Source organism: Sphingobium sp. TA15, from assembly GCF_037101235.1.
Lineage (GTDB): Bacteria > Pseudomonadota > Alphaproteobacteria > Sphingomonadales > Sphingomonadaceae > Sphingobium > Sphingobium indicum.
In genome coordinates this window covers 3,385,369-3,410,629 of the sequence record NZ_AP025355.1, presented here as the reverse complement: position 1 = coordinate 3,410,629, position 25,261 = coordinate 3,385,369, and the positions used below count along the sequence as shown (strand labels likewise).

The following is a 25,261-nucleotide window of genomic DNA, read 5'->3' as shown; positions in this document are numbered from 1 at the left end:
TTGTCAAACAAAAGACAATCCCGAAGCTGGCGCGCTGCTGCGGAGGCAGGAGCCCAGGTCTACGGTTTGAACTGGGTTCCTGCCTCCGCAGGAACACCGTGGAATTGATTTAAACTCACCCCCGGCCGCGATAGCCCGGCACGTCTTGCGGCGGCAGCCAGAGGCCTGCGGGCGGCTCGCCGGATTGCCAGAACACGTCGATGGGAATGCCGCCGCGCGGATACCAGTAGCCGCCGATGCGCAGCCAGATCGGGTTCATCTCCGCGAACAGGCGTTCGCCGATTCCGACCGTGCAATCCTCGTGGAAGGCGGCATGGTTGCGGAAGGCGCCCAGAAACAGCTTCAGCGACTTGGATTCCACGATGGTCGCGGCGGGAGCATAGTCGATCACCAGATGCGCGAAGTCCGGCTGTCCCGTCACCGGGCAGAGCGAGGTGAATTCCGGCGCGGTGAAGCGCACCAGATAGGGCTTGCCCGGCCGGGGATTGGGCACATAGTCCAGCACGGCGTCTTCCGGACGCGCAGGCAGGGCGCTGGTCTGGCCCAAATGAATCGGGGACGGCTGAAGTGGAGTCGGCATGTCAGTCATGGGCAGGCCATCTACGCCATCGCACGGCAGATGTCATCGTCGCGCCTCTCTTGCCTTTCGTTCATGGCGGGTTCACTTGGGCGAATGCCTTGGCTGCCACCCATGGGGTTTCGCTTCTCGCTTCTGTTCGCCGCGCCGCTGCTGCTGGCCGCGCCTGCCCTCGCGCAGCAGGACAATGGCGCGGAGCCGGTCTTCAACCTGCCGCGCACGCCCGCGCAGCCGCGGACCGATCCCAATGCGCAGGGGCCGGAACTGGACGTGTTCCGCGGCGCGCCGACCCCAGCGACGCCGCCGCCGGTCGTCGCGCCGACGATTCAGCTTCCGCCCATCGCCGCGCCGGTCCCGACGCCGGCACCGGCGCAAAACCAACCTGTCCAGCGATCCGCCGAGCCGGTGCGCCCGCCGCAAGCCGCACCGCAAAGCCAGGCCCCGGCCGAAAGCGCGGTTCCCGGCGAAGCCGCTCCGCCGCCGCCTCCCGCCGCCGACCAGAACCTCCCCTCTGCCGACAACGGCACTGTTTCGAGTCCGACGCCGGTATCGCCAAGTCCGCCTGAGCGGCCGTCCGCGCCCGCATGGCCCTGGATCGCCGCCGCAGCGGCGGCCGCCATGCTGCTGATCGGAGCCTATTCCTGGCTGCGCCGCCGCAGGCAGGACGCGGCGGAGGAACCGCCTTACGAAGCTGAAGCCGAAGCCGACACCGCGCCGCCGCCGCCCCCTCCGCCTCCCAGCGCAACGCCTGCCCCGCCCGAACCCGAAGCCGCGCCGGACGATGCCGACCGCCCATGGATCGAACTTGCCATGGACGTGCAGGCCGCCCGCCTGACATTGCTGGGCGCGACCATCGGCTATCGGCTGACGCTCCGCAATCGCGGCACCCGCGCGGCGGAGGACATCCTCGTCCGCAGCCTGATCGCCAATGCCGATGCGCAGCAACAGGCGCTGTTCCAGTCGTTCTTCGCGGGCGAAACCGGCCTTCCCGTCCATTCGGTGGTATCCATCGCGCCGGGCGAAACGCAGAAGCTCAGCGGGGAAATGCGCCTCGACGCCCAGGCGATCGCCGCGATCCCCATGGGCCAGCGCGCCCTGTTGATCCCGCTGATCGCCTTCGACGCCCATTATCGCTGGACGGGCGAGAGCGAAGGGACGGGACGCAGCGGCGGCGTCTTCATCGTCGGGGAGGAACAGTCGCCCCCGGCCGAGCGCCTTTCCCCCTTCCGCCTTGATCTTGGCCCGCGCCAATACCGCGCGCCGGGCAGCCGCGCGACCGCGCTCAGCCTCTCCAGCTAAGGCCAATCGGCCCTTTCCACCTCCGCCTGCCGCTCCTAGAATGGCTCCGCGCCACCCGTGCGGGTGGCCGAACCAGCCAGGGAGCAAGGGCGCGCATGGACATATTGGTATCGACCGACTGGCTTGAGGGGGAATTGGGCAAGCCCGACCTGCGGCTCGTCGACGCCAGCCTGTTCCTGCCCGGCGTGCCCCGCGACCCCAGGGCCGAGTTCGAGGCCGCCCATATCCCCGGCGCCGCGTTCCTCGACCTCCCCACCCTGGCCGATCCCGACGATCCGCGTCCCGGCATGCTGCCGACCGACGATTTCATGACGGAACGCTGCCGCCGGCTTGGCATCGACGCGGACAGCCGCATCGTCGTCTATGACAACAGCCCGACCCACAGCGCGGCGCGCGGCTGGTGGATGATGCGCCTCTATGGCGTGGGCAAGAGCGCGGCGATCCTGGACGGCGGCCTGCCCAAATGGCTGGCGGAGGGACGGCCGACGGAAAGCGGCATGCCGACGCCGCCACCCGGCAATGCCGTGGCGAAGCGCGCCGCGGACCAGGTCCGCACCAAGGAGGATCTTCTCGCCAATGTCGAAAGTCAGGCCGAACAGGTGCTGGACGCGCGCGGCGCGCCGCGCTTCACGGGCGAGGAGAAGGAGCCCCGCCCCGGCATGGCGTCAGGCCATATTCCGGGCAGCCGCAACATTCCCTCCTCCGCCTTCTACCATGCCGACAACAGCATGAAGCGGGGCGAGGAACTGCGCCGCCTGTTCCTTGACGCCGGGACGGATTTCGACCGCCCGATCATCACGAGCTGCGGCAGCGGCGTGACGGCGGCGATCCTGCTTGCGGGCCTCGAACTGCTCGGCAAGACCGACGTCACCCTCTATGACGGAAGCTGGTCAGAATGGGGGCTGGACCCCGCCACGCCGAAAGCGACCGGCCCTGCCGCATGAGCCGCGATTCCGACAAGCGGCGCGACCGCAAGCCCCTGACCCAGATCGCGCAGGCGGGCCGCAAGCCCGAATGGACCGGCATGCCCGGCCAGCCCGGCGGCATCGTCAACCCGCCGGTCTGGCGCGCATCGACCATCCTGTACGACGATGTCGCGCATCTGCGTAGCGCGGCAGGGCGCAGCACGCATGAACGCCTGTTCTACGGCCGCAAGGGCACGCCGACGGCGTGGAGCCTGGCCGACGCCCTCACCGAAATGGAGCCGGGCGCCGAAGGCACCATGCTCTATCCGTCGGGCGTGGCGGCCATCGCCTGCGCGCTGATGGCGGTGCTGAAGCCCGGCGACCAACTGCTGATGGTCGACAGCGCCTATGACCCGACGCGCAATTTCTGCGAACAGATGCTGCGGCCGCTCGGCATAGAGACGGTCTATTACGACCCGATGGCGGGCGCCGGGATCGCGGACCTCATCACCGACGCCACCCGCGCCATCTTCCTGGAAAGCCCCGGCAGCCTGACCTTCGAGGTGCAGGACGTTCCCGCCATCACCGCCATAGCCCGCGACCGGGGCATCGCGACCCTGATCGACAACACATGGGCCACGCCCTGGTTCTTCCCGGCGCTCAGCCATGGCGTCGACATCAGCATTCTTGCCTGCACCAAATATATCGTCGGCCACAGCGACGTGATGATCGGATCGGTGACGGCCACCCCGGCCTTCTTCGCGAAAATCCGCCAGGCCGCCTATCTGTTCGGGCAGATGACCAGCCCCGACGACGCCTGGCTCGCGGCGCGGGGCCTGCGCACCCTGGGCGTCCGCCTCAACCAGCACCAGGCCAGCGCCCTGCGCATCGCGCAATGGCTGGCGCAGCAGCCCGATGTCGCCCGCGTGCTTCATCCGGCCCTGCCCTCCTGCCCTGGCCATGCCCTGTGGCAGCGTGATTTCACCGGCTCCAGCGGGCTGTTCAGCTTCGTCCTCAAGGGCGGCGATGAAAAGGCGCGCGCCGCCCTGATCGACGGCCTCGCCCATTTCGGCATCGGCTATAGCTGGGGCGGCTTCGAAAGCCTCGCGCTTCCCGTCGATCCGGCCCGATACCGCACGGCCACCGCCTGGCAGGCGGAGGGGCCGGTCGTCCGCCTCCAGATCGGGCTGGAGGACAGCGACGACCTGATGGCGGATCTGGACGCCAGCCTTGCCCGCTTCCGGGCGGCGCGCGGATGACGCCTGGCCTGCACGACCTCCTGTCCCTGTTGCCCGGCGATCCGGCCGTCGTCCACCCACTGGTCGCGCTGGCGCTGGCCGTCGCCATCCATCTGGTCGCCAGCGCCGTCGCCCGATTCGCCTCGCCTCGCCTGCGCCGCCGATTCCGCGCTTTGGGGGAGGCGCTGGCCGGGCATCTGCGCCCGATCCTGCGCCACGCCATCGCCGCCGCCGTCATGGCGCTGGCCGTCGCCCTCTGGCCGATCGGGGATTTCGCCCATCTGATCCTGGGCGCCGCGCTCGCCCTCTCGCTCTCGCTGCTGGCGGTGCACATATTGCGCAGCCTCGCCATTCCGCGCCTTGCGGTGCTGCCGATTGCCCTGCTGCTGTTCGTGATGGTCCTTTCCGGCAGCAGCGGCGGCTTCGCCCCGGTGGCGGACATGCTGGACGGCGTGGGCCTGGACCTGGGCAAGCGGCGCGTCACGCTGCTGGGGCTGGTCAGCATGGCGGCGATCTGCGTCGCGCTGTTCGCCCTAGTCCGCCTTGCCAACCGCATTGTCGGGCGCAGCATCACCCGCGCCCATGGGCTGGACGCCACGCAGAAGCTGCTCGCGCAGAAGCTGGCCGCCATAGTCGTTGTCGTCGCCGCCTTTTTCATCGGCGTCGACCTGCTGGGGATAGACCTGACCGCCTTCGCCGTCTTTTCGGGCGCGCTGGGGCTGGCGGTCGGCTTCGGCCTGCAAAAGACCTTCGGCAACCTGATCGCCGGGATCATCCTGCTGATGGACCGATCAATCAAGCCGGGCGACGTCATCGTCGTTGGCGACAGCTTCGGCTGGGTGAACAAGATCGGCGTGCGCGCCGTCAGCGTCATCACCCGCGACGGCAAGGAGCATCTGATCCCCAACGAGAACCTGATGACGCAGGAGGTGGAGAACTGGTCCTATTCCGACCGCAACGTCCGCGTCCGCATCCCCGTCGGCATCGGTTATGACAGCGACCTGAAGCTGGCGCAGGAATTGATGCTGCGCGCCGCGCAGGAAAGCCCCCGCGTGCTGCGCAATCCCAAGCCCAATGTCTGGCTCACCGCCTTTGGCGAGAATCGCGTCGAACATGACATATTGGTGTGGATCAGCGATCCGGAAAGCGGCGTCGGCAATGTGAAGTCCGATGTTCTCGGCCGGTTGTGGCTGCTGTTCCGCGAACATGGCATCACCATTCCCTATCCGCAGCGCGTCATTCACGCGGCGCGGGACGCAGCGCCCCCTCTCCCGTAACGGCTGGCCCGTCAATTGCGGCGAAAACCGCGCGGAGCGGCGCGCAGCGCCATAATCATGCCTGATTTTGTTGCATACCAGCAACATTACAGAATCAAAAAGACACCAAATAGCAATAAGATCTTGTGCGCCGCAGCGGGGGCAGGCATCCCTCCCTCGTTGAGGCAACCCGGTCCATCCCGTGCAGGGCAATAGAGATCCGGGACCATGACGCAGGTGGGACGATCGCAGATACCATCAAGGGGAAATCACATGCGTAAGTCCATATTCGGCCTCTCGGCCCTTGCCCTTGCCGCCATGTCGGCGCCGGCCTTCGCCCAGGACGAGCCCGCTCCGGAACTCACCGTGACCGGCAACGCCGCCGTGGTCACGGATTATCGCTTCCGCGGCATTTCGCAGACCGACAAGCGCTTCGCGCTGCAGGGCGGCCTCACCGTGACCCATGCGTCCGGCTTCTATGTCTCGACCTGGGGCAGCTCGATCGATGACTATGTCGCCGCCGGCAGCGACCAGGAACTCGACCTGATCGCCGGCTATTCCAAGACCGTCGGCGCGGCCACCTTCGATCTCGGCGTGCTCTATTACTACTATCCCGGCTCGGGCGGCGGCAACACCGACTTCGTCGAGCCCTATGCCTCGGTCAAGGGCACGTTCGGCCCGGCGACCGCCAAGCTGAGCGCAGCCTATGCGCCCAAGGCGAAAGCCCTGTCCGTCGGCAACGGCAAGGAAGACAATCTGTACCTCGCAGGCGACCTGTCGGCCAGCATCCCGAACACCCCGCTGGGCGTGTCGGCGCATCTGGGCCACAGCTTCGGTCCCAGCTATCTGGTTCCCGTCGGCAAGGGCTATACCGACTGGAGCGTCGGCGCGACCTATACATGGAGCCATCTGACCTTCGGCGTCAGCTATGTGGACACCGACACCCATTTCCGGCCCAATGCTGGCGTCGGCAACTTCCGCGACGCGGCAAGGGGTGGCGTGGTCGGTTCCATCACCGCGTCCTTCTGATTGACGGAAAAGTCTTGGGGGGCTGCGATCCATTGGATCGCGGCCCTTTTTCCTTTGCCCTTTTTGCGGGTCGCCTGAGCAGGCTCCTCGCCCTATAAGGGCGCGCATGAACGCCCTGCCGCCGATCCTGATCTTCCTGGCCACCGTCGCCGCGATGGAGGGCTTCGCCTATGTCATGCACCGCTGGGTCATGCACGGGCCGGGCTGGTTCCTGCACGCCAGCCACCATCGGGAACGCACCGGCCGCTGGGAAGCGAACGACCTCTATTTCGTGATCTTCGCCATGCCCTCCATCCTGCTGCTGCTGGGCGGCGTGCAATGGCAATGGGGCGACTGGGCGACGGCAATGGGCGACGGCATCGCGGCCTATGGGGCCATCTATCTCGGCTTCCACGACATCATCGTCCACCGCCGCGTCGGCCATCGCCATGTCCCGCGCTCCGCCTATATGAAGCGGATCGTCCAGGCCCATCGCCTGCACCATGCGGTGGAGACGAAACAGGGCTGCGTCAGCTTCGGCTTCCTCGTCGCGCCCAGTCCGGAAGCGTTGAAACGCACGCTCGCGCGGAACGGCAAGGCGGGGCTGCGCGCCGCCAAGGGCGTTTTGGAGAGCTGAGCGAGCGAACGGAAGCTGTCCCGTCGTCTAACCACTTTCCACTCCGCCAAAACCCCGGTAAGTGCCGGCAATGGCTTCGCATCCCGCGCCCATCGCGCGTTCGCTTTTCGTCTTCTCGATCTTCTACGGCGGCATGGTCTGCATCGCGGGCGTGCTCGGCAACAAGCAGGTGACGCTGGGACCGCTGTCGGCCATCGGCCCCTGGTTCGGCCTTGGCCCGCTGGCGGTGGAGGCGGGCATCTTCGCCTTCCTGCTGCTGGTGACGATTTCCAGCGCAGTGACGGAATTGCACGGCCGCGCCGTCGCCAACCGGCTGGTGCAGGTGGGCTTCCTGCCGCTGATCGCCTCCATATTGCTGTCCATCGCCGTGCTGGCCGTGCCCGCCGCGAGCGACATGGACCCGGCAAGGCGAGACGCCTTCGCGCTGATGATGGGCGGCACGCCGCGCATCTGGTTGGGCGGCATCGTCGCCTACGGCATTTCCCAGACGCTGAACGTCACCCTCTTCGCCGCGCTGAAAGGCAGGGAGGGCGGCCGCCTCCTCTGGCTGCGCGCCGCGGTGGCCAGCATCCTCTCCCAGATCGCGGACACGCTTCTCTTCGTGTCCATCGCCTTCTACGGCGTGTTCCCCATCGGCGAACTGCTGCTGGGCCAGATGCTGGCGAAGGTCGCGCTGTCGGCCCTGCTGGTGCCGCCGGTCATCTACGCGCTGGTCGCGCTGGGGCGGCGGCTCGACCGCTAACTTGCAGCGGGGGGCATAAAGCCCTATGCGCCCGCGCATGAACAGCAAGCACTCCCCCGATCCGGCGCTCCTCGCCAAGGCCGAAACCCTCGTCGAGGCATTGCCCTATATGCAGCGATATGCGGGCAAGACCTTCGTCGTGAAATATGGCGGCCACGCCATGGGCGATCCGGAGGCGGCCCGCGATTTCGCGGAAGATGTCGTGCTGATGAAGGCGGTCGGCATCAATGTCGTCGTCGTCCATGGCGGCGGCCCGCAGATCGGCGCGATGCTCAAGAAGCTGGGCGTCGAATCGCAGTTCGTCGGCGGCCTGCGCGTCACCGACAAGGAAACCGCGCAGATCGCGGAAATGGTCCTGGCCGGTTCCATCAACAAGGAGATCGTCGGCTGGATCTCCGGCGCTGGCGGGCGCGCGGTCGGCATTTCGGGCAAGGATGGCGGCCTGGTCCTGTGCGAAAAGGTGCTGGGCAAGCGTGAGGCGGACCCCAATTCCGGCATAGAGCGCAATGTCGACCTGGGCTTTGTCGGCGATCCGGTGAGGGTCGACCGCAGCATCCTGGACACGCTGACCCAGAACGGCATCATTCCGGTGGTCGCGCCGGTGGGCATCGGCGCGGACGGACACACCTATAATGTCAATGCCGACACCATGGCGGGCGCCATCGCGGCGGAATTGCAGGCGGCGCGCTTCTTCCTCCTCACCGACGTGGCGGGCGTGCTGGACAAGCAGGGCCAGTTGCTGACCGATCTCGACCCGGAGGCGATCAACGGGCTGGAGGCGGACGGCACGATCAGCGGCGGCATGATCCCGAAGCTGGAAACCTGCGTCCGCGCGGTCGAAGGCGGGGTGGACGCCGCCGTCATCCTGGACGGCCGCGTGCCGCATGCGATGCTGCTGGAAATCTTCACCGATCGCGGCGCAGGCACCCTGGTGCGCCGCTAACCCATTCCTCCCCATGCCTGCATGGGGAAGGGGACCGTCGGCGCAGCCGATGATGAAGGGGAAATACGCAGGTCACGCCCCATTCCCTCCACCAGCCTTCAACCACCCAACCCAATCAAATCTCCCGCCATGGCTTGTCCCGCGCCGCCCGCCTCGGCTAGAGCAATCCCAATCAAATCGGAGATCGCATGGCCTACGCCCTCTATCAGATCATCGTCATCCTGCTCGATGTGCTGTGGTGGATCATCATCATCCAGGCCATCATGAGCTGGCTGATCGCCTTCAACGTCGTCAATCTTTCCAATGATTTCGTGCGCACGGTGATGGTGGCGCTGGATCGGATGACGGCGCCCATCTACAATCCGATCCGCCGGGTGCTGCCGGACCTGGGGGCGCTGGACCTGTCGCCCATGGTCGTGCTGCTGGGCATTCTGATCATCCGCCAGGCCATATTGCCGCCGCTGTTCGGACTGGTGTGACGGTCTGGAGCCGGGACGGAGACGACCTCATCCTTTCCGTCCGGTTGACGCCGGGCGCGGCGCGGGAAGAGGTCGGCGGCGTCTGGACGGACGACAAGGGCGCGAACTGGCTGAGCGCCCGCGTCCGCGCCGTGCCGGAAAGGGGCAAGGCCAATGCGGCGCTGATCGCGCTGCTGGCGAAGCGGCTGGATTGGCCACGCGGCGCGATTTCGCTGGAATCGGGCGACGCCAACCGGCTAAAGCGGCTGCGGATCAAGGGGGGCGGTGAAGCGTTAGCCTCTGGCCGGCTCTCCACCATTATCGAATAACAGGGTGAAGCATCATGACCATCGGCAAGATCATCGACGGCAAGGCCTTTGCAGAGACGCTTCGCGGCAAGGTCGCGGACGGGGTCGGCGCCTTCATCGCCAAGACCGGGCGCAAGCCGGGGCTGGCCGTGGTGCTGGTCGGCGAAGATCCGGCCAGTTCCGTCTACGTCCGCAACAAGGGCAAGATGACCGTCGCCGCGGGCATGGAGAGCATGGAGTTCAAGCTGCCCGCCTCCATAGGCGAGGAGGAATTGCTGGACCTGGTCGAGGAACTGAATGCCGACGAGCGGGTGGACGGCATCCTGGTCCAGTTGCCCCTGCCGCCGCACATCAACGAGGCGTCCGTGATCGGCACGATCGATCCCGCCAAGGATGTGGATGGGTTCCATGTCGTCAATTCGGGCCTGCTCGCCACCGGGCAGGAGGCGATGGTGCCCTGCACGCCGCTGGGCTGCATCATGCTGCTGAAGGATGAGCTGGGCGACCTTTCGGGGCTGGAAGCCGTGGTGGTCGGCCGCTCCAACATCGTGGGCAAGCCGATGTCGCAATTGCTGCTGGCGGAAAATTGCACGGTCACCATCGCGCACAGCCGCACGCGGGACATTGCCTCGGTCGTGCATCGCGCCGACATCGTCGTCGCCGCCGTAGGCCGGGCGGAGATGGTGAAGGGCGAATGGATCAAGCCGGGCGCGACCGTGATCGACGTCGGCATCAACCGCGTCACCGATACGGAGGACGGCAAGAGCCGGATCGTCGGCGACGTCGCCACAGCCGAAGCGCTGGCGCATGTCCGCGCCATCACCCCGGTGCCGGGCGGCGTCGGGCCGATGACCATCGCCGTCCTGCTGCGCAATACGCTGGTGGCGGCGCATGCGCGGGCCGGACTGCCCAGGCCGGAGGGGCTGTGAAGGCGCGCGCGGCGCTTCTTGCCCTGACATTGCCGGCGCTGGTGGGCGCGCGCCCGCCCATGCGTTATCAGCCCGACCCCAGTTCCGTGTTCGCCGCCGAACTCGCCTTCAACCGGCTGGCGCAGCAGAAGGGGCAATGGACCGCCTTCCGCGAAACTGCTGCGGACGAGGCCGTCATGTTCGTGCCGCAGCGGGTCTTGGCGAAGCAATGGCTGAAGGGGCGGGCCGACCCCCCTGCCCCGGTAAGCTGGACGCCGTCGGCCATCTACGTGTCCTGCGACGGCGATCTGGCGGCCAGCACCGGCGGCTGGAAGCGGCCGGACGGATCGGTCGGCTATTTCACCACCATCTGGCAGCGGGACAGGAAGGGCGAGTGGAAATGGGTCATGGACCATGGCGACACGCTCGCCAGCGCCCGTGAAGCGCCCGAATTCCTCATCGGCAAGGTCGCGACCTGCAAGCGCTCCCTCGCAGGAGGGGCCCCGCGCCCCGCCAGCCCTCCGCCGGGCCGCAAAGCGGCAAAGGGCGAGATGCCGACGGCTCCCCGCGACGAAAGCCTGAGCTGGAACGCAGAGGCCGCAGCCGACGGCAGCCGCCGCGTGACCGTGCGCATGTGGAACGGGACCGACTATGAAACCGTGATCGACGACAGGGTGGCCGCGGCGCCATGACGGAACTGTTCATCTCCGCCTTCGTCACCCTGTTCGTAGTGATCGATCCGCCGGGCTGCGCGCCGATCTATGCCAGCCTCACCACCTGCGCGACGCAGGTCCAGCGGCGCAGCATGGCGATCCGCGCCGTCGCCATCGCGGCCGGAATCCTGCTGCTGTTCGCGCTCTGGGGCAAGCAGTTGCTGGGCACTCTGGGGATCGAACTGGACAGCTTCCGCATCGCGGGCGGAATCATGCTGTTCATCATCGCCATGGACATGGTGTTCGAAAAGCGCACCCAGCGGCGCGAAGACCGGGCGCAGAAGATCGCGGAGACGCCCGAGGTGGAGGATGTGTCGGTCTTCCCCATGGCGATGCCGATGATCGCCGGACCGGGTTCGATCGCCACGGTGATGCTGCTGATGTCGCGGGCGGAAGGGCTGAGCGAACGACTGGTGGTGATCGGCGCCGTGGTCGTGACGCTGGTGCTGATGTTGGCGTCGCTGCTGGCCGCTGGGCCGATCATGGCGCTGCTCGGCGCCAAGATCGAGGCGGTCATCACGCGGCTGCTGGGCGTCCTGCTGGCGGCACTGGCCGCTCAGTTCGTGATCGACGGGCTGAAGGCCAGTTTCTAGAGCGCACCGCGTTAATCGGGCGCGGGCAGGAGCCCGGTTGACACGTCTGAACCGCGCAGACGGAACAAACTTCAGCCGCCCGTCGCCCAATGACGGAATGGACTTAGCGGCTCCACCGGGCCCAGATCGCGGTGGGCAGCATCAATCCGCGCGCCTCTTCGCGCACCGCCAGTTCGCCCGCTTCCACGGTGCCCGGCAGATCGGCAAAGGCCTGGCGCAGCAATTCCCCGATGGCCAGCGCCGACATGCGGACGGCATAGACAGTCAGGAACAGAAAGCGGCTGTCCGCGTCCAGCAATTGGCGGCAATGCGCGATCAGTCCCGGCAGATCCTCTTCCAGCCGCCAGACCTCGCCATCGGGGCCACGCCCATATTTGGGCGGATCGAGCAATATGCCGTCATAGCGCCGGCCGCGCCGCACCTCCCGCGCCACGAACTTGGCCGCGTCGTCGACGATCCAGCGGACCGGGCGATCCTCCAGCCCCGACAGCGCCGCATTGGCCCGCGCCTGCGCCACCGACTTCTTGGAAGCGTCGACATGCACCATCTGCGCGCCCGCCGCCGCCATCGCCAGCGTGCCGACGCCGGTATAGCCAAACAGGTTCATGACCTGCGCCTGGTCCTTGTCCGCGATCCTGCCGCGCATCCAGTCCCAGACCGGGGCCATGTCGGGAAAGAAGCCCAGATGGCGGAAGGGCGTGCAGCTGGCCTGGAACGTCACCTCTTGCCAGTGCAGCGGCCAGCCTTCGGCCGGGACGGGCCGTTCGTAGAACCAGCGCCCGCCGCCTTCCTCGTCGGAACCGGGGATGAATTCGCCGTCGGCCTGCCAGTCGTCCTGCGCGGGCGCCCACATGGCCTGCGGCTCCGGCCGGATGAAGCGATAACGGCCATAGCGTTCCAGCTTCCGCCCATGGCCCGAATCGATCAGGCCGTAATCGGACCAGGGTTCGCCGGGAAGGGTCTGGAGGTTCACCTCAGCCCCTCGGCGTCGCCCGCCCCGCGACATAGGCGGTGACCGCTTCGAAGGTGCCCGGCAGCTTGGCATAGGCCTCTTCCCGCGCAAACAGGTCGCCCACCCGCGAAGGCAGAGACGGGCGGATGCCGGTAGCCCGCTCGACCGCCGTGGGGAATTTCGCCGCATGCGCCGTCGCCAGCGTGACCACGGGCACCGCCGGATCGAGGTCGATCGAGCGCGCCGCCGCCAGGCCGATGGCGCTGTGCGGATCGATCACCTGCCCCGCCGCGTCATAGGCCCAGCGCATCGCCATGGTCATGGCGTCGGCATCGACCCGCGCCGAGGTGAACAGCGCGGACGCGCCATCCCGCTGGGCGTTGGTGAGGCGCATCGCCTTGCTGGCTTCAAAGCCCTTCATCTGTTCGGCGAGCGCCTTGCCGTCGCGGCCGCCCGCGTCGAACAGCAGCCGTTCGAAGTTCGAACTGACCTGGATGTCCATGCTGGGGGTCGCGGTCGCCACCACCTGGCCCTGGCTATAGTCGCCCTCCGCCAAGGCGCGGTGGAGGATGTCGTTGACGTTGGTCGCGACCATCAGCTTCGCGACGGGCAGGCCCATCTTCGCCGCGACATAGCCTGCGAACACGTCGCCGAAATTGCCGGTGGGGACGGAAAAGGCGATGGCCCGGTCCGGCGCGCCCAGGCGCACGGCGGCGTAGAAATAATAGACGACCTGCGCCATCAGCCGCGCCCAGTTGATGCTGTTCACCGCCGACAGGTTGAAGCGGCGCGCGAAATCGGCGTCGTTGAACATCGCCTTCACCAGCGCCTGCGCGTCGTCGAAGCTGCCGTCGATGGCGATATTATGGACGTTGGGCGCCAGCACGGTGGTCATCTGGCGGCGCTGCACGTCGGACACGCGGCCGTCGGGATGCAGCATGAAGATGTCGATCTTCTCTCGCCCCGCCACCGCGTCGATGGCCGCCGACCCGGTGTCTCCGGACGTCGCGCCGACGATGGTCAGATGATCGTCCCGCCGCGACAGGAAGCGTTCGAACAACTGGCCGAGCAGTTGCAGCGCCACATCCTTGAACGCCAGGGTCGGCCCGTGGAACAGTTCCAGCAGCCAGTGGCGATGGTCGAGCTGCACCAGCGGCGTCACCGCATCATGGCTGAACCGGCCATAGGCGGCGGCGCACAATTCGCGCAGTTCCTCTTCATTGAGCGATCCGGCGACGAAGGGCGCCATGACCCGCACCGCCGTTTCGACATAGGACAGGCCCGAAAGCGCGCGAATCTGGTCGGCGGAGAAGCTGGGCCAGCTTTCCGGAACGTAAAGTCCGCCATCGGACGCCAGCCCGGCCAGCGTCACATCCTCGAACCCGAGCGCGGGCGCGCTTCCCCTGGTGCTCACATAGTGCATGGGGGTAGCCCGGTAGCGCTCGACGCGCCTTCGGGCAAGCATTTAAGGTCGCGGCGTCCGTCTGCGCAGCGCGAGCAGGTAGATGATCGCCGCGATGGCGGCGAAGAAGAACCATTGCCCGGCATAGGCCAGATGGTTGTTGGGCACGTCGGCGGCGGTGGGCGGGGCCAGCGGCTTGAGGCCAGGCACCGGCTCCCCGGCGATCAGCATGGGGCGAAGGGGCATGGCCTGGCCGCCGATGCGCGACAGAAGGGATCGGTGATCGGGTTCCTCCCCTATCCAGCCGCGCATCTGGCCGCCCTGCCATTGGGGCCTTGCGTCAGGCGTCTTCGCGACGCCCGCCGCGACCAGCACGCCGGGGCCTTCCGCGCCGGTCGCGCATTCGGCGATATAGCGGTAGCCGACCGATCCGTCGGCGGCGCGCCCCGCCTCGCTACGCCAGCGGACCACGCGCAGGCAATGGGCGGAGGAGCGGCGGAACAGAAGTTCGGGCGGCACCGGCGGATGGGCCGGGAAAGCGACGGGCGGCTTGGCCGGATTGGCGGCAACCAGGGCCAGCGTCGCTTCCTTTTCGGCGCGGCGCTGGAGTTGCCAGACGCCGAGGCCGATCATGACCAGCACCGCCGCCGCGACGATCAGCGTGGGGATGAGGGGCAGGCGGCGGCTCATGCTTCGCGGTCCCTTGCGATCAGGCGGCCCTCGCGCGCCTTGTTGCGATATTCCAGGATCAGCAGCGCGCCCTTCGCCACGCGCAGGCTGCCCATCACCGCCGCCACGGTGAGCGGCGTCCAGAGCAGCAGGTGCAGCCAGAGCGGCGGGTGGACCTTCAGTTCCAATATCAGCGCCATCGCCACCATCAGCGCGCCGATGATCAGCGTCAGGAAGGCGGCGGGGCCGTCGCCGACATTGAACTGGCCGTAATCCATTCCGCAGGCGCGGCATGATGGGGCGAAACGGACCGGGCCGGAAAACAGTGTGGGCGCGCCGCATTGCGGGCAGGCGCCTGCCATCGCGCCGATCAGCAAGGGCTGCGGCGCAGGCGGATGAGGATCGGGGGCGGACATGGCGTCAGGCATAATGCCCGCCGCCCAAAAAGAAAACGGCCGGAACAGGTCCGGCCGTTATTCGTGCACTCATTGGTGGGAGGATCAGCCGCCGTGGACCGGCGCGCCCCAGCCGCCCCAGACATAGATGGCGACGAAGAGGAACAGCCACACCACGTCGACGAAATGCCAGTACCAGGCGGCGGCTTCGAAGCCGAAATGCTGGCGCGGGGTGAAATCGCCCCGATGCGCGCGGATCAGGTTCACGATCAGGAAGATCGTGCCCACCAGCACGTGGAAGCCGTGGAAGCCGGTCGCCATGTAGAAGGCCGAGCTGTAGGGGCTGCCGCCGAAGGGGAAAGGCGCATGGGCATATTCATAGGCCTGGATCGCGGAGAAGAGCGCGCCCAGGATGACCGTCAGCGTCAACCCCTTCTTCAGCCCGTCCCGGTCGCCATGGATCAGGGCGTGGTGCGCCCAGGTCACGGTCGTGCCGGAGCAGAGCAGGATCAGCGTGTTGAGCAACGGCAGTTCAAAGGCGTTCATCACCTCTATGCCCTTCGAGGGGAACATCCCCTCGATCGGCGCCAACTGGCTGGGGAAGAGCGAGAAGTCGAAGAAGGACCAGAACCAGCCCACGAAGAACATGACTTCCGATGCGATGAACAGGATCATGCCGTAGCGCAGGTGGAGCTGCACCACCGGCGTATGGTCGCCGGCATGCGCCTCCGTAATGACATTGGCCCACCAGCTATACATGGTGAACAGCACGCCCGCGAGGCCGATCAGGAAAACCCAGCCGCCGCCAGCCGGCGTGGCGTCCGGATGCATCCACATGATCGCGCCGAAAGCCATGACCAGCACCGACATGGAGCCGAAAAAGGGCCAGATGCTGGGCGGAAGAATATGATAATCGTGGTTCTTGGCGCCTGCCATGACGTTTCTCATCCCCGTTCGCGTTATGATTGTGCCTTAGCTTGGCTTTTTATCCTGCTCAACAGGATAGAAGGTGTAGCTCAGCGTGATTTCCTGCGTGTCCTTATTGTCGGCATCCGTCAATATCTTCGGATCGACATAATAGATCACCGGCATGCGCACCTGCTCCCCCGGCTGTAGCGTTTGCTGGGTGAAACAGAAGCACTGGATCTTGGTGAAATAGGCGCCCGCCTGGGATGGCGTGACGTTGAAGGTGGCGGTGCCCGTGACCGGCCGGTCCGACAGGTTCTTCGCGACGAAGATCGCCATGTTCCGGGCGCCGACCGTCACCGTCTGGGTGTGGCGTTCCGGGTGGAACTGCCACGGCATGCCCGGCGTCACGTTGGAATCGAAGCGGATCGACATGCGATGCCCCGCCGCTTCTGCAACCTGCACATCGGCGTCAGCCCGCTGCGTGGTGCCGCCGAATCCGGTCCGCTCGCAGAAGATGCGGTAGAGCGGAACCGAGGCGAAACCCAGGCCCAGCATGGCAAGGCCCACGCCCGCCATGCCGATCATCGTCCGCCGGTTGCGGCGATCCCGGTCGAAGGGCGAAGGAGGAAGGCTGGCCATCACTGTCCCCCACCGATCTTGGCGATGGTGATCGCGTAGAAAAGGATGACCAGCGCGCCCAGCAGCACCCCCGTCACGATGGCGCGGGATTTCTGCCGCGTCCGGACCTGCCTGTCTTCGTCGGGAGTCATGCGAACACCCAGCGGTCGACCACGACCGCGCCGAAGAGGAGGAAGAGATAGAGGATCGAATATTTGAACAGCCGCCGTTCGGGCGCCATGTGGGCGGGGTCGCTTTCCCGCCGCCGCAGCACCTGGAAGGCCATGGCGACGAACAGCGCCGTGCCGAGCAGGGCCGTCGTGCCGTAGATCGGGCCGGTAAGGCGCAGCAGCACGGGCGCCATGGCGGCGACCGCCATGATCGCGGTGTAGAACCAGATCTGGCGGCGGGTCGCGACCTCGCCGGAGACGACCGGCAGCATGGGGATGCCCGCCGCCGCATAATCGGTCTTCACGAACAGGGCCAGCGCCCAGAAATGGGGCGGCGTCCAGAAGAAGATCAGCATGAACAGCGCGACCGGCAAGGCGCCGATGTCGCCCGTCACCGCCGCCCAGCCGATGACCGGGGGGAAGGCGCCCGCCGCGCCGCCGATGACGATGTTCTGCGCGGTCCGGGGCTTGAGCCAGATGGTGTAGACGAAGACGTAGAAGAGGATCGACACCGCCAGCACGGCCGCCGCCAGCCAGTTGGTCGCGACGCCCATCAGCAGCACGGAGAAGAAGGACAGGCCGACGCCGAAATGCAGCGCGGATTGCCGGTCCATCCGGCCCGCGGGCAGCGGGCGGTTGGCCGTGCGCTTCATCTTCGCGTCGATGTCCGCCTCATACCATTGGTTGAGCGCGGCCGCCGCGCCCGCGCCGAGCGCGATGCAGAGAATCGCCGTGAAGGCCAGCACCGGATGGATATGCCCCGGCGCCGCGAGCAGACCGCACAGCCCGGTAAAGACGACCAGCGTCATCACCCTGGGCTTGGTCAGCGCGACAAAGTCCCGCCAATGCGCGGGAATCACGGGAAGCGGACCTTCGGACATGAACGGCGAACTTGCCATAGTCTCCTCATGCGGCATCCCGGCGCGGCGACCGTGCCGGGATTGCCTGATTCCAGGAACTGGCGGCCTTTACGCCAATCCCGGCGTTCCGGCAAACCGGAACGCCCCCGGCTGCGGTCAGTCGATGACCGGCAGCGTTTCGAACTGGTGGAAGGGCGGCGGGCTGGACAGGGTCCATTCCAGCGTGGTGGCGCCTTCGCCCCAGGGATTGCCCTCCGCCTTCTTGCCCGCGGCCAGCGACCAGATGAGGTTGACGAAGAAGATCAGCATGCCGGCGGCCATGATCTCATAGCCGTGGCTGGCAAACTTGTTCCAATAGGCGAACGCCTCCGGATAGTCGGGATAGCGGCGCGGCATGCCCGACAGGCCCAGGAAGTGCATCGGGAAGAACAGCATGTTCACGCCGACGAAGAACACCCAGAAGTGCAGATGGCCGAGGAATTCGTTGTACATCCGGCCCGACATCTTCGGGAACCAGTAGTAGAAGCCCGCGAACAGGCCGAACACCGCGCCCAGCGAGAGCACATAGTGGAAGTGCGCGACGACATAATAAGTGTCGTGCAGCACGTCGTCGACGCCGCCATTCGCCAGCACCACGCCGGTGACGCCGCCCACGGTGAACAGGAAGATGAAGCCCAGCGCCCAGACCATCGGGGTCTTGTAGCTGATCGAGCCGCCCCAGATCGTCGCGATCCAGGAGAAGATCTTGATGCCGGTCGGCACCGCGATCACCATGGTGGCGGCGGTGAAGTACATCTTCACGTTCACCGACATGCCGGTGGTGAACATGTGGTGCGCCCAGACGACGAAGCCGACCACGCCGATCGCGACCATGGCGTAGGCCATGCCGAGATAGCCGAACACCGGCTTGCGGCTGAAGGTCGAGACGATCTGGCTGATGATGCCGAAGCCCGGCAGGATCATGATGTACACTTCGGGATGGCCGAAGAACCAGAAGAGATGCTGGTAGAGTTCGGGATCGCCGCCGCCGGCCGCATCATAGAAGGTGGTGCCGAAATTGCGGTCGGTCAGCAGCATGGTGATCGCCGCGGCGAGCACGGGAAGCGCGAGCAGCAGCAGGAAGGCGGTGACCAGCACCGACCAGACGAACAGCGGCATCTTGTGCAGGGTCATGCCCGGTGCGCGCATGTTGAGGATGGTGGTGATGAAGTTGATCGCGCCCAGGATCGAGCTGACGCCCGCGACGTGGAGCGACAGGATCGCCATGTCCACCGCCGGACCCGCCGAACCGCTGGTCGAGAGCGGGGCATAGACCGTCCAGCCGGTGCCAGCGCCGTTGCCGGTGCCGCCGGGCACGAAGGTCGAGCCGAGCAGCAGGACGAAGGCGGGGATGAGCAGCCAGAAGCTGATATTGTTCATCCGCGGGAAGGCCATGTCCGGCGCGCCGATCATGATCGGCACGAACCAGTTGCCGAAGCCGCCGATCATCGCGGGCATCACCATGAAGAAGACCATGATGAGGCCGTGGGCGGTGATCAGCACGTTCCAGAGGTGATAGGCCTGGTCCAGCGTCGCTTCGGGACCGTCGCTGAACTGCGCCCAGGTCTGGAGATACTGGATGCCCGGCTGCGCCAGTTCGGCGCGCATCAGGCCCGAAATCGCGCCGCCGATGATGCCGGCGACGATCGCGAAGATCAGGTAGAGCGTGCCGATGTCCTTGTGGTTGGTCGACATGAACCAACGCTGGAAGAAGGCCGGCTTGTGGTCGGCGTCATGATGATCATGAGCATGATCGCCGTGATGATCTGCGGTAATGGTGGTCATGGCGTCTATGCCCTTACATCAAAGCTTGGCGGCAGGAGCGGCGGCGGGCGCGGCAGCTTCAGCCGTGGTCGCGGCGGCGGCACCCTTCAGCGTGCCGCCCTGCGACAGCAGCCACTGGTCGAACTGCGCGGGTTCCAGAGCCTCGATCGCGATCGGCATGAAGCCGTGGCGCGCGCCGCACAATTCCGAACACTGGCCGTAATAGACGCCCGGCTTCTCGATGGTGAAGCTCTTTTCATTGAGGCGGCCCGGCACCGCGTCCATCTTCACCCAGAGGGAGGGGACCGCGAAGCTGTGGATGACGTCGGCGCCGGTGATGATCAGCTTGATCGGGCGGCCGACCGGCAGGACCAGGCGATTGTCGGGAGCGAGCAGATAGGGCTCGCCGTTCGCCTCCGCCTTGTCCTTGGGCAGCATGTTGGAAACGAATTCCGGGATGCCGTTGTCGGGATATTCATAGCCCCAATACCACTGATAGCCGGTAACCTTGACGGTCAGCGCATCCTTAGGCGCGGGCTTGTACTGGTCGGCGAGCAGGCCGATGGAGGGAACCGCGATGGCCAGCAGGATCACCACCGGCACCACGGTCCAGATCACCTCTATCACCGTGTTGTGCGAGGTCTTGGACGGCGTCGGATTGGCGCTGCGGCGGAAACGGACCATCACGTAGAGCATCAGGATCAGCACGAAGATCGAGATGATGGTGATGATCGGCAGCAGCATCACGTCATGCAGCCAGCGTGCGGTGTGCCCGGTGGGCGAAAACTGCTTCTGGAGAGTGATTTCACCCGGCATGGGCATGCCGATGCCCGGCGTCGGCTTCATCCGGGGCGGCGCGGCCACCTTCGCGGCGGGCGCGGCTTCCGCGGCGGGAGCCGCTGCATTGCCGGCCGAATCAGCGGCCACAGCTTCATTCCCGGCAGCCGGAGCCGCAACCGCGGCATTGTCCTGGGCCAGCGCCGGACCGTTCATGGCGAGCGTCGGCGCAAAGGCCAACAACCCGGCGAGAACGAGCGATTTCACCTTGTTCATAAGCGTCTTCTTACCCCGTAACCCCTTGGCGCCGCGGCAACGAAGACGCACGCATACACGTCCCCCCCGCCCGTATCGGTCTGCCGCGGCTTATAAGCATCTTTTGTAACGCCTCAAGGTTCCACAACCAGATTTTCTTCGCTGTTGCAACGCCTAGTTGGTGAGCCTATCTCGCTCCCCGCGCGCAACCGCGCAAACATGGGGCGAGATCATGGGGCGACCCATGACGGGAAAGGCGCGCCGCATCGCGCATGAAGCGGGCGGCACGGGCGAATGGATCGAAGACAAGAATGACCGACGAGGAAGTATTGGCGGAATTCAGGGCTGCGGGCGCGTTGCTGGAGGGGCATTTCATCCTGTCCTCCGGCCGCCGCAGCGCCAACTACCTGCAATGCGCGCGCGTGCTGATGAACGCGGAACGCGCCGGACGGCTGGCCCGCGCCACCGTGCAGAAGCTGCCGCGCGAATTGCGGCAGGAAATCGACCTGGTGGTATCCCCGGCGATGGGGGGACTCATCATCGGCCATGAAATCGGCCGCGCGCTGGACAAGGACGCCGTGTTCCTGGAGCGGCCGGAGGGCAGGTTCGAACTGCGTCGCGGCTTTTCCATCGCGCCGGGACAAAAGGTGCTGATGGTGGAGGACGTCGTCACCACCGGCCTGTCCTCCCGCCAGGCGATAGAGGCGGTCGCGGCGGAAGGCGGCATCGTCATAGCGGAAGCCACGCTGGTGGACCGTTCCGCCGGAGAGGTGGAGCTGGGCGTGCCCTTCTACCCGCTCGTCAGCATCAACTTCCCGGTCTATGACGCCGACCAGATCCCGCCCGAACTGGCGGCGATCCCGGCGATCAAGCCCGGCAGCCGGAAGCAGTAGCCCATGTCCCGAACCCCCGCTCATCTGCGCCTGGGCGTCAACATCGATCATGTGGCGACCATCCGCAACGCGCGCGGGGGAACGCATCCCGACCCGGTCAAGGCCGCGCTGCTGGCGGCCAAGGCGGGCGCCGACGGCATCACCGCCCATCTGCGCGAGGACCGGCGGCATATCCGGGACGAGGACATCGCCACGCTGATGGCGGCGCTGACGGTGCCGCTGAACCTGGAGATGGCGGCGACGCAGGAAATGCTGGGCATCGCGCTGCGGCATCGGCCGCATGCCGCCTGCATCGTGCCGGAAAAGCGGGAGGAGCGGACCACCGAAGGCGGGCTGGACGCCGCCGGGCAGATCGACGCTCTCCACCCGATCGTCGACGCGCTGGGCAAGGCGGGCGTGCGCGTCAGCCTGTTCATCGAACCCGACGCCGCGCAGATCGAGGCGGCCATGCGCCTGGGCGCGCCGGTGGTAGAACTGCACACCGGCCGCTACGCGCATCTGGAAGGGTCCGAACGGGCGGAGGAATTGCGGCGGCTGGCCGACGCCGCCGCGCTGGCGGCGAAGAACGGCATCGAACCCCATGCCGGCCATGGCCTGACTTTCGACAATGTCGGGCCGGTCGCGGCGATCCCGCAGATCGCCGAACTCAATATCGGGCATTTCCTGATCGGGGAGGCGATCTTCGGCGGGCTGGAGAGCAGCATCCGCGAAATGCGCCGCCAGATGGACCTGGCGCGTTGATCGTCGGCCTGGGTTCCGACCTCTGCAATATCGAGCGAATCGAGAATTCGCTCGACCGTTTCGGCGAGCGGTTCGAAAAGCGCGTGTTCACCGATGTCGAACAGGCCAAGGCCAATCGCCGTCCCTTCACCAAGGCGGGCACGCTCGCCAAGCGCTTCGCCGCCAAGGAGGCGTTTTCGAAGGCCGTCGGCACCGGGTTCAAGCAGGGCGTGTTCATGAAGGACATCGGCGTCGTCAATGGCCCCAGCGGCGCGCCGACGCTGCATTTGACGGGCGGAGCGCTGGCCCGGCTGGAATCGCTGGTTCCCGCGGGGCACCGGCCGGTCGTTCACTTGACGCTCACCGACGATCATCCATGGGCGCAGGCCTTTGTGATTATCGAAGCCCTGCCGTTATAAGCGTCGCACCTCTCCAGCCGGAAATCCTCCCATGACGGCAGCCGACATGACCGAAAACGATTCCGCCTCATCCGACCAGCCCGGCAGCCCGGCTTCCGAACCGGAAAAGACGCCGGTGAACTGGTGGCAGGAGGTTAAAAGCATCACCCTGCTGATCCTGGCGGTGCTGGCCTTCCACAGCTTCGTCGCCAAGCCCTTCTACATCCCCAGCGAATCGATGATGCCGGTGCTGCTGAAGGGCGACCGGCTGGTGGTGAGCAAATATCCCTATGGCTGGTCCTACGTGTCCCCCAGCTTCCATCCGCTGCCCTTTCTGAAAGGGCGGATTTTCGGGCGCCTGCCGGAACGAGGCGACATCGTCATCGTCTCGCCCCAGAACAAGCGGGAGGATTATATCAAGCGGGTCATCGGCCTGCCCGGCGACATAGTGGAGGTGCGCGGCGGCCAGGTGGTGCTGAACGGCGTGCCGGTGCGGCAGAGGGTGCTGAAGCCCATCCGCATCCCCGTCGACGGCAACGCGCCCTGCCCGCCCATGCAGTTCCCCGGCGCGCTGGTGACGGACGCGAGCGGCAGAAGCTGGTGCGAACTGCCGGTGCGGCAGGAGGTGCTGCCCAACGGCAAAAGCTATGTCACCATCGACATGGGGCCGAGCACGCTGGACTGGTACGGGCCGGTGCGGGTTCCGGCGGACCATGTCTTCCTGATGGGCGACAATCGGGACAACAGCGCGGACAGCCGCGCGCCGCTGGAGGAAAACGGGTTGGGCGGGCCGGTGCCGTGGGAAGCGATCGGCGGCCGGGCTGAGTTCATCACCTTCTCGCTGGACGGCGATTCGTCCTGGAACCCGCTGAGCTGGCTCCATGCCTTCCGCGCTGGCCGCGCGGGGAACAGCCTGCGCCCGGCGAGCGTTACCCCGCCGAAATAAGCGTTTCGGATAGGGGCTTTGGGTTGAGCGGGACGAAAATCCACATAGAGGAACCCGGTCCCAGCGAATTGCGCAGCCCGCTGGTCCAGCATGAGGTCAAGCGGGCGGGCGTGTGGTTCGCCATGGGCATCTCCATCGCGCTGCTGGTGCTGCTGGCCCAGCCGATCATGCTGATCATGGGCGCGCTGGTGCTGGCGACGATGATGGACGGCGGCACGCGGCTGTTGGGCAGGCTGATGCCCATCGGGCGGGGCTGGCGGCTGGCCATCATATTGGTCGCCGCGCTGACCTTCCTGGTCTATACCTTCTACCTTACCGGATCGAGCCTGGCCGCGCAGGCGCAGGCGATGCGGGTGATCGTCGAGACGCAGGTCAACCGGATCGGCCAGTGGTTGCAGCAACTGGGCGTCACCACCATGCCGGGGGATTTGGGGCCGGAGGATTTCAAGAGCCTGGCGCAACAGGCGATGAGCTCGCTCGGCCGGGTGACGGCGGCGGTCGGGACCATGGTCGGCGCGGTCACCAGCGGGGTGATGATGCTGGTGCTGGCCATATTCATCGCGATAGAACCCAAAATCTATGAGCGAGGCGTCGCCTGGATGCTGCCGATGGACAGGCGCGACCGCTTCTACGCCATTGCCGACAGGATGGGCTGGACGCTGCGGCGGCTGATGTTCGGGCGGCTGATCGGCATGGCGGTGGAGGGGGGCGGCACCTGGCTGCTGCTGTGGGCGGGCGGCGTGCCGATGGCGGGGCTGCTGGGCATATTGACCGGGCTGTTCGCCTTCCTGCCGAATATCGGATCGATCATTTCGGGCGTGCTGATCGTGCTCGTGGGCTTTTCCGCCGGGGTGGATGCGGGGCTTTACGCTTTCGGGGTCTATCTGGCGGTGCAGATCGTCGACGGCTATCTGATCGTGCCGATGGTGGCCAAGCGGGCGACCGACCTGGCGCCCGCGCTGGTGCTGGCCGCGCAGATCCTCTTCGGCGCGCTGTTCGGGATCATGGGGCTATTCCTGGCCGATCCCATCGTCGCGATGATCAAGGTCTATCTGGAGGAGCGGTCGAAGGCGCTGGAGGCGGAGAACGGCAGGAGCGCGGCGGTTCCGGTGGCGGGGTAGTGTATGCAACCTGCTCCTGCGCAGGCAGGAGCCTAGTCCTGCCCTAGTGGACCATGGCACCGCCTGAACTGGACTCCTGCCTTCGCAGGAGCAGGTTGCGCCGTAGGGAGCGTTGGCTCAACAAAAAGGGCCGGGAAATCCCGGCCCTAATTGCTTTTCCGCCATGTCCGGACTCAGCGCCCCGGCGCGCCCTGCGGCATTCCGCCCTGCTGCATCATCTGCTGCATGCGCATGATGTCCGCCTTGGACTTGAAGTCGTGCAACTGGACGTCGAACACCAGCACCGAATTGGCCGGGATCGGACCCGCCGCCTGCTCGCCATAGCCAAGCTGCGGCGGAATCCACAGGCGGTACTTGCCGCCCTTCTTCATCTTCTGCAGGCCTTCGGAGAAGCCCGGAACCACGCCGTCCACCGGCATGGCGGTCTGCGGATTCTCGTCGAACACGGTGCCGTCGAGCAGCGCGCCCTTATAGCCCACCAGCGCCACGTCGGCGGCCGTCGGGCTGGGACCGGCGCCTTCCTCCAGCACCTTGAACTGGAGACCCGATCCGGTCGTCACCACGCCCTCTTCGCCGCCATTATGCACCAGGAAGCTGGCGGGCGAAGGCTCCACACCCCGCTGCCCGGCCCAGGCCAGGCCGCCGGCCGCCAGCGCCACCGCGGCGACACCCACCCAGAGGCGCGTCAAAGACCCCTTGGCGATAGGATGAAGGGGAACGGCCGTGGTCGACATGGCTTAGCCTCGCAAATTGGTGCGGGTGGTGTTTTCAGCGGAAGGAAGGACGGC

Annotated in this window: 30 protein-coding genes; 18 read left to right on the top strand and 12 right to left on the bottom strand. The window is 66.5% G+C overall.

All coding sequences use genetic code 11. The features are described from left to right. Positions 1–115: 115 nt before the first annotated feature. The gene (gene queF / locus Sj15T_RS16740) at positions 116–580 is read right to left on the bottom strand and encodes a preQ(1) synthase (RefSeq protein WP_041386247.1); all 465 of its coding nucleotides are present in this window, start codon (positions 578–580) and stop codon (positions 116–118) included. A 111-nt stretch (positions 581–691) separates the two neighbouring features. Here queF and Sj15T_RS16735 point away from each other — a divergent pair, with 111 nt between their 5' ends. From Sj15T_RS16735 to Sj15T_RS16675, 13 genes are all read left to right on the top strand, one after another. Next, entirely contained in the window at positions 692–1,876 is a 1,185-nt protein-coding gene (locus tag Sj15T_RS16735; protein WP_013039214.1) for a hypothetical protein, read from the top strand. Between the two features lie 95 nt (positions 1,877–1,971). Then, positions 1,972–2,820, top strand: a complete 849-nt coding sequence (gene sseA, locus Sj15T_RS16730) for a 3-mercaptopyruvate sulfurtransferase (RefSeq protein ID WP_013039213.1) — start codon at positions 1,972–1,974, stop codon at positions 2,818–2,820. After that, positions 2,817–4,040: a cystathionine beta-lyase gene (gene metC / locus Sj15T_RS16725; protein WP_013039212.1), complete on the top strand. Its 1,224-nt coding sequence runs from the start codon at positions 2,817–2,819 to the stop codon at positions 4,038–4,040. The genes sseA and metC overlap by 4 nt, the downstream gene beginning before the upstream one ends. Continuing rightward, complete coding sequence (locus Sj15T_RS16720) at positions 4,037–5,296, top strand: mechanosensitive ion channel domain-containing protein (RefSeq protein ID WP_013039211.1); 1,260 nt, start codon at positions 4,037–4,039, stop codon at positions 5,294–5,296. Before metC ends, Sj15T_RS16720 begins: the two co-directional genes overlap by 4 nt. Positions 5,297–5,548: 252 nt before the next feature. Beyond that, positions 5,549–6,304 (top strand): TorF family putative porin, encoded by a 756-nt coding sequence (locus Sj15T_RS16715; RefSeq protein WP_013039210.1) that lies wholly within the window; start codon positions 5,549–5,551, stop codon positions 6,302–6,304. 106 nt (positions 6,305–6,410) lie between these two features. Further along, positions 6,411–6,920, top strand: coding sequence for a sterol desaturase family protein (locus Sj15T_RS16710; protein ID WP_013039209.1), 510 nt, complete (start codon positions 6,411–6,413; stop codon positions 6,918–6,920). Between the two features lie 70 nt (positions 6,921–6,990). Next, the gene (locus tag Sj15T_RS16705) at positions 6,991–7,662 is read left to right on the top strand and encodes a queuosine precursor transporter (RefSeq protein ID WP_013039208.1); all 672 of its coding nucleotides are present in this window, start codon (positions 6,991–6,993) and stop codon (positions 7,660–7,662) included. A gap of 25 nt (positions 7,663–7,687) precedes the next feature. Beyond that, entirely contained in the window at positions 7,688–8,605 is a 918-nt protein-coding gene (gene argB, locus Sj15T_RS16700; RefSeq protein ID WP_013039207.1) for an acetylglutamate kinase, read from the top strand. Positions 8,606–8,793: 188 nt separating this feature from the next. Further along, entirely contained in the window at positions 8,794–9,084 is a 291-nt protein-coding gene (locus tag Sj15T_RS16695; protein WP_007688568.1) for a YggT family protein, read from the top strand. Continuing rightward, positions 9,081–9,392, top strand: a complete 312-nt coding sequence (locus Sj15T_RS16690) for a DUF167 family protein (protein WP_013039206.1) — start codon at positions 9,081–9,083, stop codon at positions 9,390–9,392. Before Sj15T_RS16695 ends, Sj15T_RS16690 begins: the two co-directional genes overlap by 4 nt. A 14-nt stretch (positions 9,393–9,406) precedes the next feature. Continuing rightward, a complete protein-coding gene (gene folD, locus Sj15T_RS16685; RefSeq protein ID WP_013039205.1) occupies positions 9,407–10,300 on the top strand; it encodes a bifunctional methylenetetrahydrofolate dehydrogenase/methenyltetrahydrofolate cyclohydrolase FolD in 894 nt (297 codons plus the stop codon). Next, complete coding sequence (locus tag Sj15T_RS16680; RefSeq protein WP_013039204.1) at positions 10,297–10,971, top strand: hypothetical protein; 675 nt, start codon at positions 10,297–10,299, stop codon at positions 10,969–10,971. Before folD ends, Sj15T_RS16680 begins: the two co-directional genes overlap by 4 nt. Further along, positions 10,968–11,585, top strand: a complete 618-nt coding sequence (locus tag Sj15T_RS16675) for a MarC family protein (protein ID WP_013039203.1) — start codon at positions 10,968–10,970, stop codon at positions 11,583–11,585. The genes Sj15T_RS16680 and Sj15T_RS16675 overlap by 4 nt, the downstream gene beginning before the upstream one ends. Before the next feature lie 103 nt (positions 11,586–11,688). Here the strand turns inward: Sj15T_RS16675 and Sj15T_RS16670 are convergent, their stop codons facing one another. From Sj15T_RS16670 to coxB, 10 genes are all read right to left on the bottom strand, one after another. Further along, positions 11,689–12,558 (bottom strand): class I SAM-dependent methyltransferase, encoded by an 870-nt coding sequence (locus Sj15T_RS16670; RefSeq protein ID WP_007688563.1) that lies wholly within the window; start codon positions 12,556–12,558, stop codon positions 11,689–11,691. A gap of 1 nt (position 12,559) precedes the next feature. Next, positions 12,560–13,960, bottom strand: coding sequence for a threonine synthase (thrC, locus tag Sj15T_RS16665; protein ID WP_013039202.1), 1,401 nt, complete (start codon positions 13,958–13,960; stop codon positions 12,560–12,562). A gap of 42 nt (positions 13,961–14,002) precedes the next feature. After that, positions 14,003–14,629: an SURF1 family protein gene (locus tag Sj15T_RS16660; RefSeq protein WP_013039201.1), complete on the bottom strand. Its 627-nt coding sequence runs from the start codon at positions 14,627–14,629 to the stop codon at positions 14,003–14,005. Next, complete coding sequence (locus tag Sj15T_RS16655) at positions 14,626–15,036, bottom strand: DUF983 domain-containing protein (RefSeq protein WP_013039200.1); 411 nt, start codon at positions 15,034–15,036, stop codon at positions 14,626–14,628. The genes Sj15T_RS16660 and Sj15T_RS16655 overlap by 4 nt, the downstream gene beginning before the upstream one ends. A gap of 72 nt (positions 15,037–15,108) precedes the next feature. After that, a complete protein-coding gene (locus Sj15T_RS16650) occupies positions 15,109–15,939 on the bottom strand; it encodes a cytochrome c oxidase subunit 3 (protein WP_007688559.1) in 831 nt (276 codons plus the stop codon). 36 nt (positions 15,940–15,975) lie between these two features. Beyond that, a complete protein-coding gene (locus Sj15T_RS16645) occupies positions 15,976–16,551 on the bottom strand; it encodes a cytochrome c oxidase assembly protein (RefSeq protein ID WP_013039199.1) in 576 nt (191 codons plus the stop codon). Then, complete coding sequence (locus Sj15T_RS16640; RefSeq protein WP_007688554.1) at positions 16,551–16,682, bottom strand: hypothetical protein; 132 nt, start codon at positions 16,680–16,682, stop codon at positions 16,551–16,553. Before Sj15T_RS16640 ends, Sj15T_RS16645 begins: the two co-directional genes overlap by 1 nt. Next, complete coding sequence (locus Sj15T_RS16635) at positions 16,679–17,599, bottom strand: heme o synthase (protein WP_013039198.1); 921 nt, start codon at positions 17,597–17,599, stop codon at positions 16,679–16,681. The genes Sj15T_RS16640 and Sj15T_RS16635 overlap by 4 nt, the downstream gene beginning before the upstream one ends. A gap of 117 nt (positions 17,600–17,716) precedes the next feature. Next, positions 17,717–19,384, bottom strand: a complete 1,668-nt coding sequence (ctaD, locus tag Sj15T_RS16630; protein ID WP_013039197.1) for a cytochrome c oxidase subunit I — start codon at positions 19,382–19,384, stop codon at positions 17,717–17,719. Positions 19,385–19,402: 18 nt separating this feature from the next. Beyond that, positions 19,403–20,416: a cytochrome c oxidase subunit II gene (coxB, locus tag Sj15T_RS16625; RefSeq protein WP_007688548.1), complete on the bottom strand. Its 1,014-nt coding sequence runs from the start codon at positions 20,414–20,416 to the stop codon at positions 19,403–19,405. 290 nt (positions 20,417–20,706) lie between these two features. Here coxB and pyrE point away from each other — a divergent pair, with 290 nt between their 5' ends. Genes pyrE through Sj15T_RS16600 form a run of 5 tightly spaced genes read left to right on the top strand, consistent with a single transcriptional unit; the run spans position 20,707 to position 24,473 of the window. Continuing rightward, entirely contained in the window at positions 20,707–21,288 is a 582-nt protein-coding gene (gene pyrE / locus Sj15T_RS16620; protein WP_013039196.1) for an orotate phosphoribosyltransferase, read from the top strand. A 3-nt stretch (positions 21,289–21,291) separates the two neighbouring features. After that, positions 21,292–22,029, top strand: a complete 738-nt coding sequence (locus Sj15T_RS16615) for a pyridoxine 5'-phosphate synthase (RefSeq protein WP_007686507.1) — start codon at positions 21,292–21,294, stop codon at positions 22,027–22,029. Beyond that, positions 22,026–22,427 carry a holo-ACP synthase gene (gene acpS / locus Sj15T_RS16610; RefSeq protein ID WP_013039195.1) on the top strand — a complete coding sequence of 134 codons (402 nt, stop codon included), beginning with the start codon at positions 22,026–22,028 and terminating at the stop codon, positions 22,425–22,427. Before Sj15T_RS16615 ends, acpS begins: the two co-directional genes overlap by 4 nt. Before the next feature lie 31 nt (positions 22,428–22,458). Next, a complete protein-coding gene (gene lepB / locus Sj15T_RS16605; RefSeq protein WP_013039194.1) occupies positions 22,459–23,352 on the top strand; it encodes a signal peptidase I in 894 nt (297 codons plus the stop codon). A 23-nt stretch (positions 23,353–23,375) separates the two neighbouring features. Further along, complete coding sequence (locus Sj15T_RS16600) at positions 23,376–24,473, top strand: AI-2E family transporter (RefSeq protein ID WP_013039193.1); 1,098 nt, start codon at positions 23,376–23,378, stop codon at positions 24,471–24,473. A 173-nt stretch (positions 24,474–24,646) separates the two neighbouring features. Here the strand turns inward: Sj15T_RS16600 and Sj15T_RS16595 are convergent, their stop codons facing one another. Further along, positions 24,647–25,207: an FKBP-type peptidyl-prolyl cis-trans isomerase gene (locus Sj15T_RS16595; RefSeq protein ID WP_013039192.1), complete on the bottom strand. Its 561-nt coding sequence runs from the start codon at positions 25,205–25,207 to the stop codon at positions 24,647–24,649. Positions 25,208–25,261: the final 54 nt, after the last annotated feature.

What these genes read in the sequence shown, in the direction of transcription:
- queF (WP_041386247.1), bottom strand. Translation starts at nt 580, where the DNA reads ATGCCGACTCCACTTCAGCCGTCCCCGATTCATTTGGGCCAGACCAGC.
- Sj15T_RS16735 (WP_013039214.1), top strand. Translation starts at nt 692, where the DNA reads ATGGGGTTTCGCTTCTCGCTTCTGTTCGCCGCGCCGCTGCTGCTGGCC.
- sseA (WP_013039213.1), top strand. Translation starts at nt 1,972, where the DNA reads ATGGACATATTGGTATCGACCGACTGGCTTGAGGGGGAATTGGGCAAG.
- metC (WP_013039212.1), top strand. Translation starts at nt 2,817, where the DNA reads ATGAGCCGCGATTCCGACAAGCGGCGCGACCGCAAGCCCCTGACCCAG.
- Sj15T_RS16720 (WP_013039211.1), top strand. Translation starts at nt 4,037, where the DNA reads ATGACGCCTGGCCTGCACGACCTCCTGTCCCTGTTGCCCGGCGATCCG.
- Sj15T_RS16715 (WP_013039210.1), top strand. Translation starts at nt 5,549, where the DNA reads ATGCGTAAGTCCATATTCGGCCTCTCGGCCCTTGCCCTTGCCGCCATG.
- Sj15T_RS16710 (WP_013039209.1), top strand. Translation starts at nt 6,411, where the DNA reads ATGAACGCCCTGCCGCCGATCCTGATCTTCCTGGCCACCGTCGCCGCG.
- Sj15T_RS16705 (WP_013039208.1), top strand. Translation starts at nt 6,991, where the DNA reads ATGGCTTCGCATCCCGCGCCCATCGCGCGTTCGCTTTTCGTCTTCTCG.
- argB (WP_013039207.1), top strand. Translation starts at nt 7,688, where the DNA reads ATGCGCCCGCGCATGAACAGCAAGCACTCCCCCGATCCGGCGCTCCTC.
- Sj15T_RS16695 (WP_007688568.1), top strand. Translation starts at nt 8,794, where the DNA reads ATGGCCTACGCCCTCTATCAGATCATCGTCATCCTGCTCGATGTGCTG.
- folD (WP_013039205.1), top strand. Translation starts at nt 9,407, where the DNA reads ATGACCATCGGCAAGATCATCGACGGCAAGGCCTTTGCAGAGACGCTT.
- Sj15T_RS16675 (WP_013039203.1), top strand. Translation starts at nt 10,968, where the DNA reads ATGACGGAACTGTTCATCTCCGCCTTCGTCACCCTGTTCGTAGTGATC.
- thrC (WP_013039202.1), bottom strand. Translation starts at nt 13,960, where the DNA reads ATGCACTATGTGAGCACCAGGGGAAGCGCGCCCGCGCTCGGGTTCGAG.
- Sj15T_RS16660 (WP_013039201.1), bottom strand. Translation starts at nt 14,629, where the DNA reads ATGAGCCGCCGCCTGCCCCTCATCCCCACGCTGATCGTCGCGGCGGCG.
- Sj15T_RS16655 (WP_013039200.1), bottom strand. Translation starts at nt 15,036, where the DNA reads ATGCCTGACGCCATGTCCGCCCCCGATCCTCATCCGCCTGCGCCGCAG.
- Sj15T_RS16650 (WP_007688559.1), bottom strand. Translation starts at nt 15,939, where the DNA reads ATGGCAGGCGCCAAGAACCACGATTATCATATTCTTCCGCCCAGCATC.
- Sj15T_RS16645 (WP_013039199.1), bottom strand. Translation starts at nt 16,551, where the DNA reads ATGGCCAGCCTTCCTCCTTCGCCCTTCGACCGGGATCGCCGCAACCGG.
- Sj15T_RS16640 (WP_007688554.1), bottom strand. Translation starts at nt 16,682, where the DNA reads ATGACTCCCGACGAAGACAGGCAGGTCCGGACGCGGCAGAAATCCCGC.
- Sj15T_RS16635 (WP_013039198.1), bottom strand. Translation starts at nt 17,599, where the DNA reads ATGGCAAGTTCGCCGTTCATGTCCGAAGGTCCGCTTCCCGTGATTCCC.
- ctaD (WP_013039197.1), bottom strand. Translation starts at nt 19,384, where the DNA reads ATGACCACCATTACCGCAGATCATCACGGCGATCATGCTCATGATCAT.
- coxB (WP_007688548.1), bottom strand. Translation starts at nt 20,416, where the DNA reads ATGAACAAGGTGAAATCGCTCGTTCTCGCCGGGTTGTTGGCCTTTGCG.
- pyrE (WP_013039196.1), top strand. Translation starts at nt 20,707, where the DNA reads ATGACCGACGAGGAAGTATTGGCGGAATTCAGGGCTGCGGGCGCGTTG.
- Sj15T_RS16615 (WP_007686507.1), top strand. Translation starts at nt 21,292, where the DNA reads ATGTCCCGAACCCCCGCTCATCTGCGCCTGGGCGTCAACATCGATCAT.
- lepB (WP_013039194.1), top strand. Translation starts at nt 22,459, where the DNA reads ATGACGGCAGCCGACATGACCGAAAACGATTCCGCCTCATCCGACCAG.
- Sj15T_RS16595 (WP_013039192.1), bottom strand. Translation starts at nt 25,207, where the DNA reads ATGTCGACCACGGCCGTTCCCCTTCATCCTATCGCCAAGGGGTCTTTG.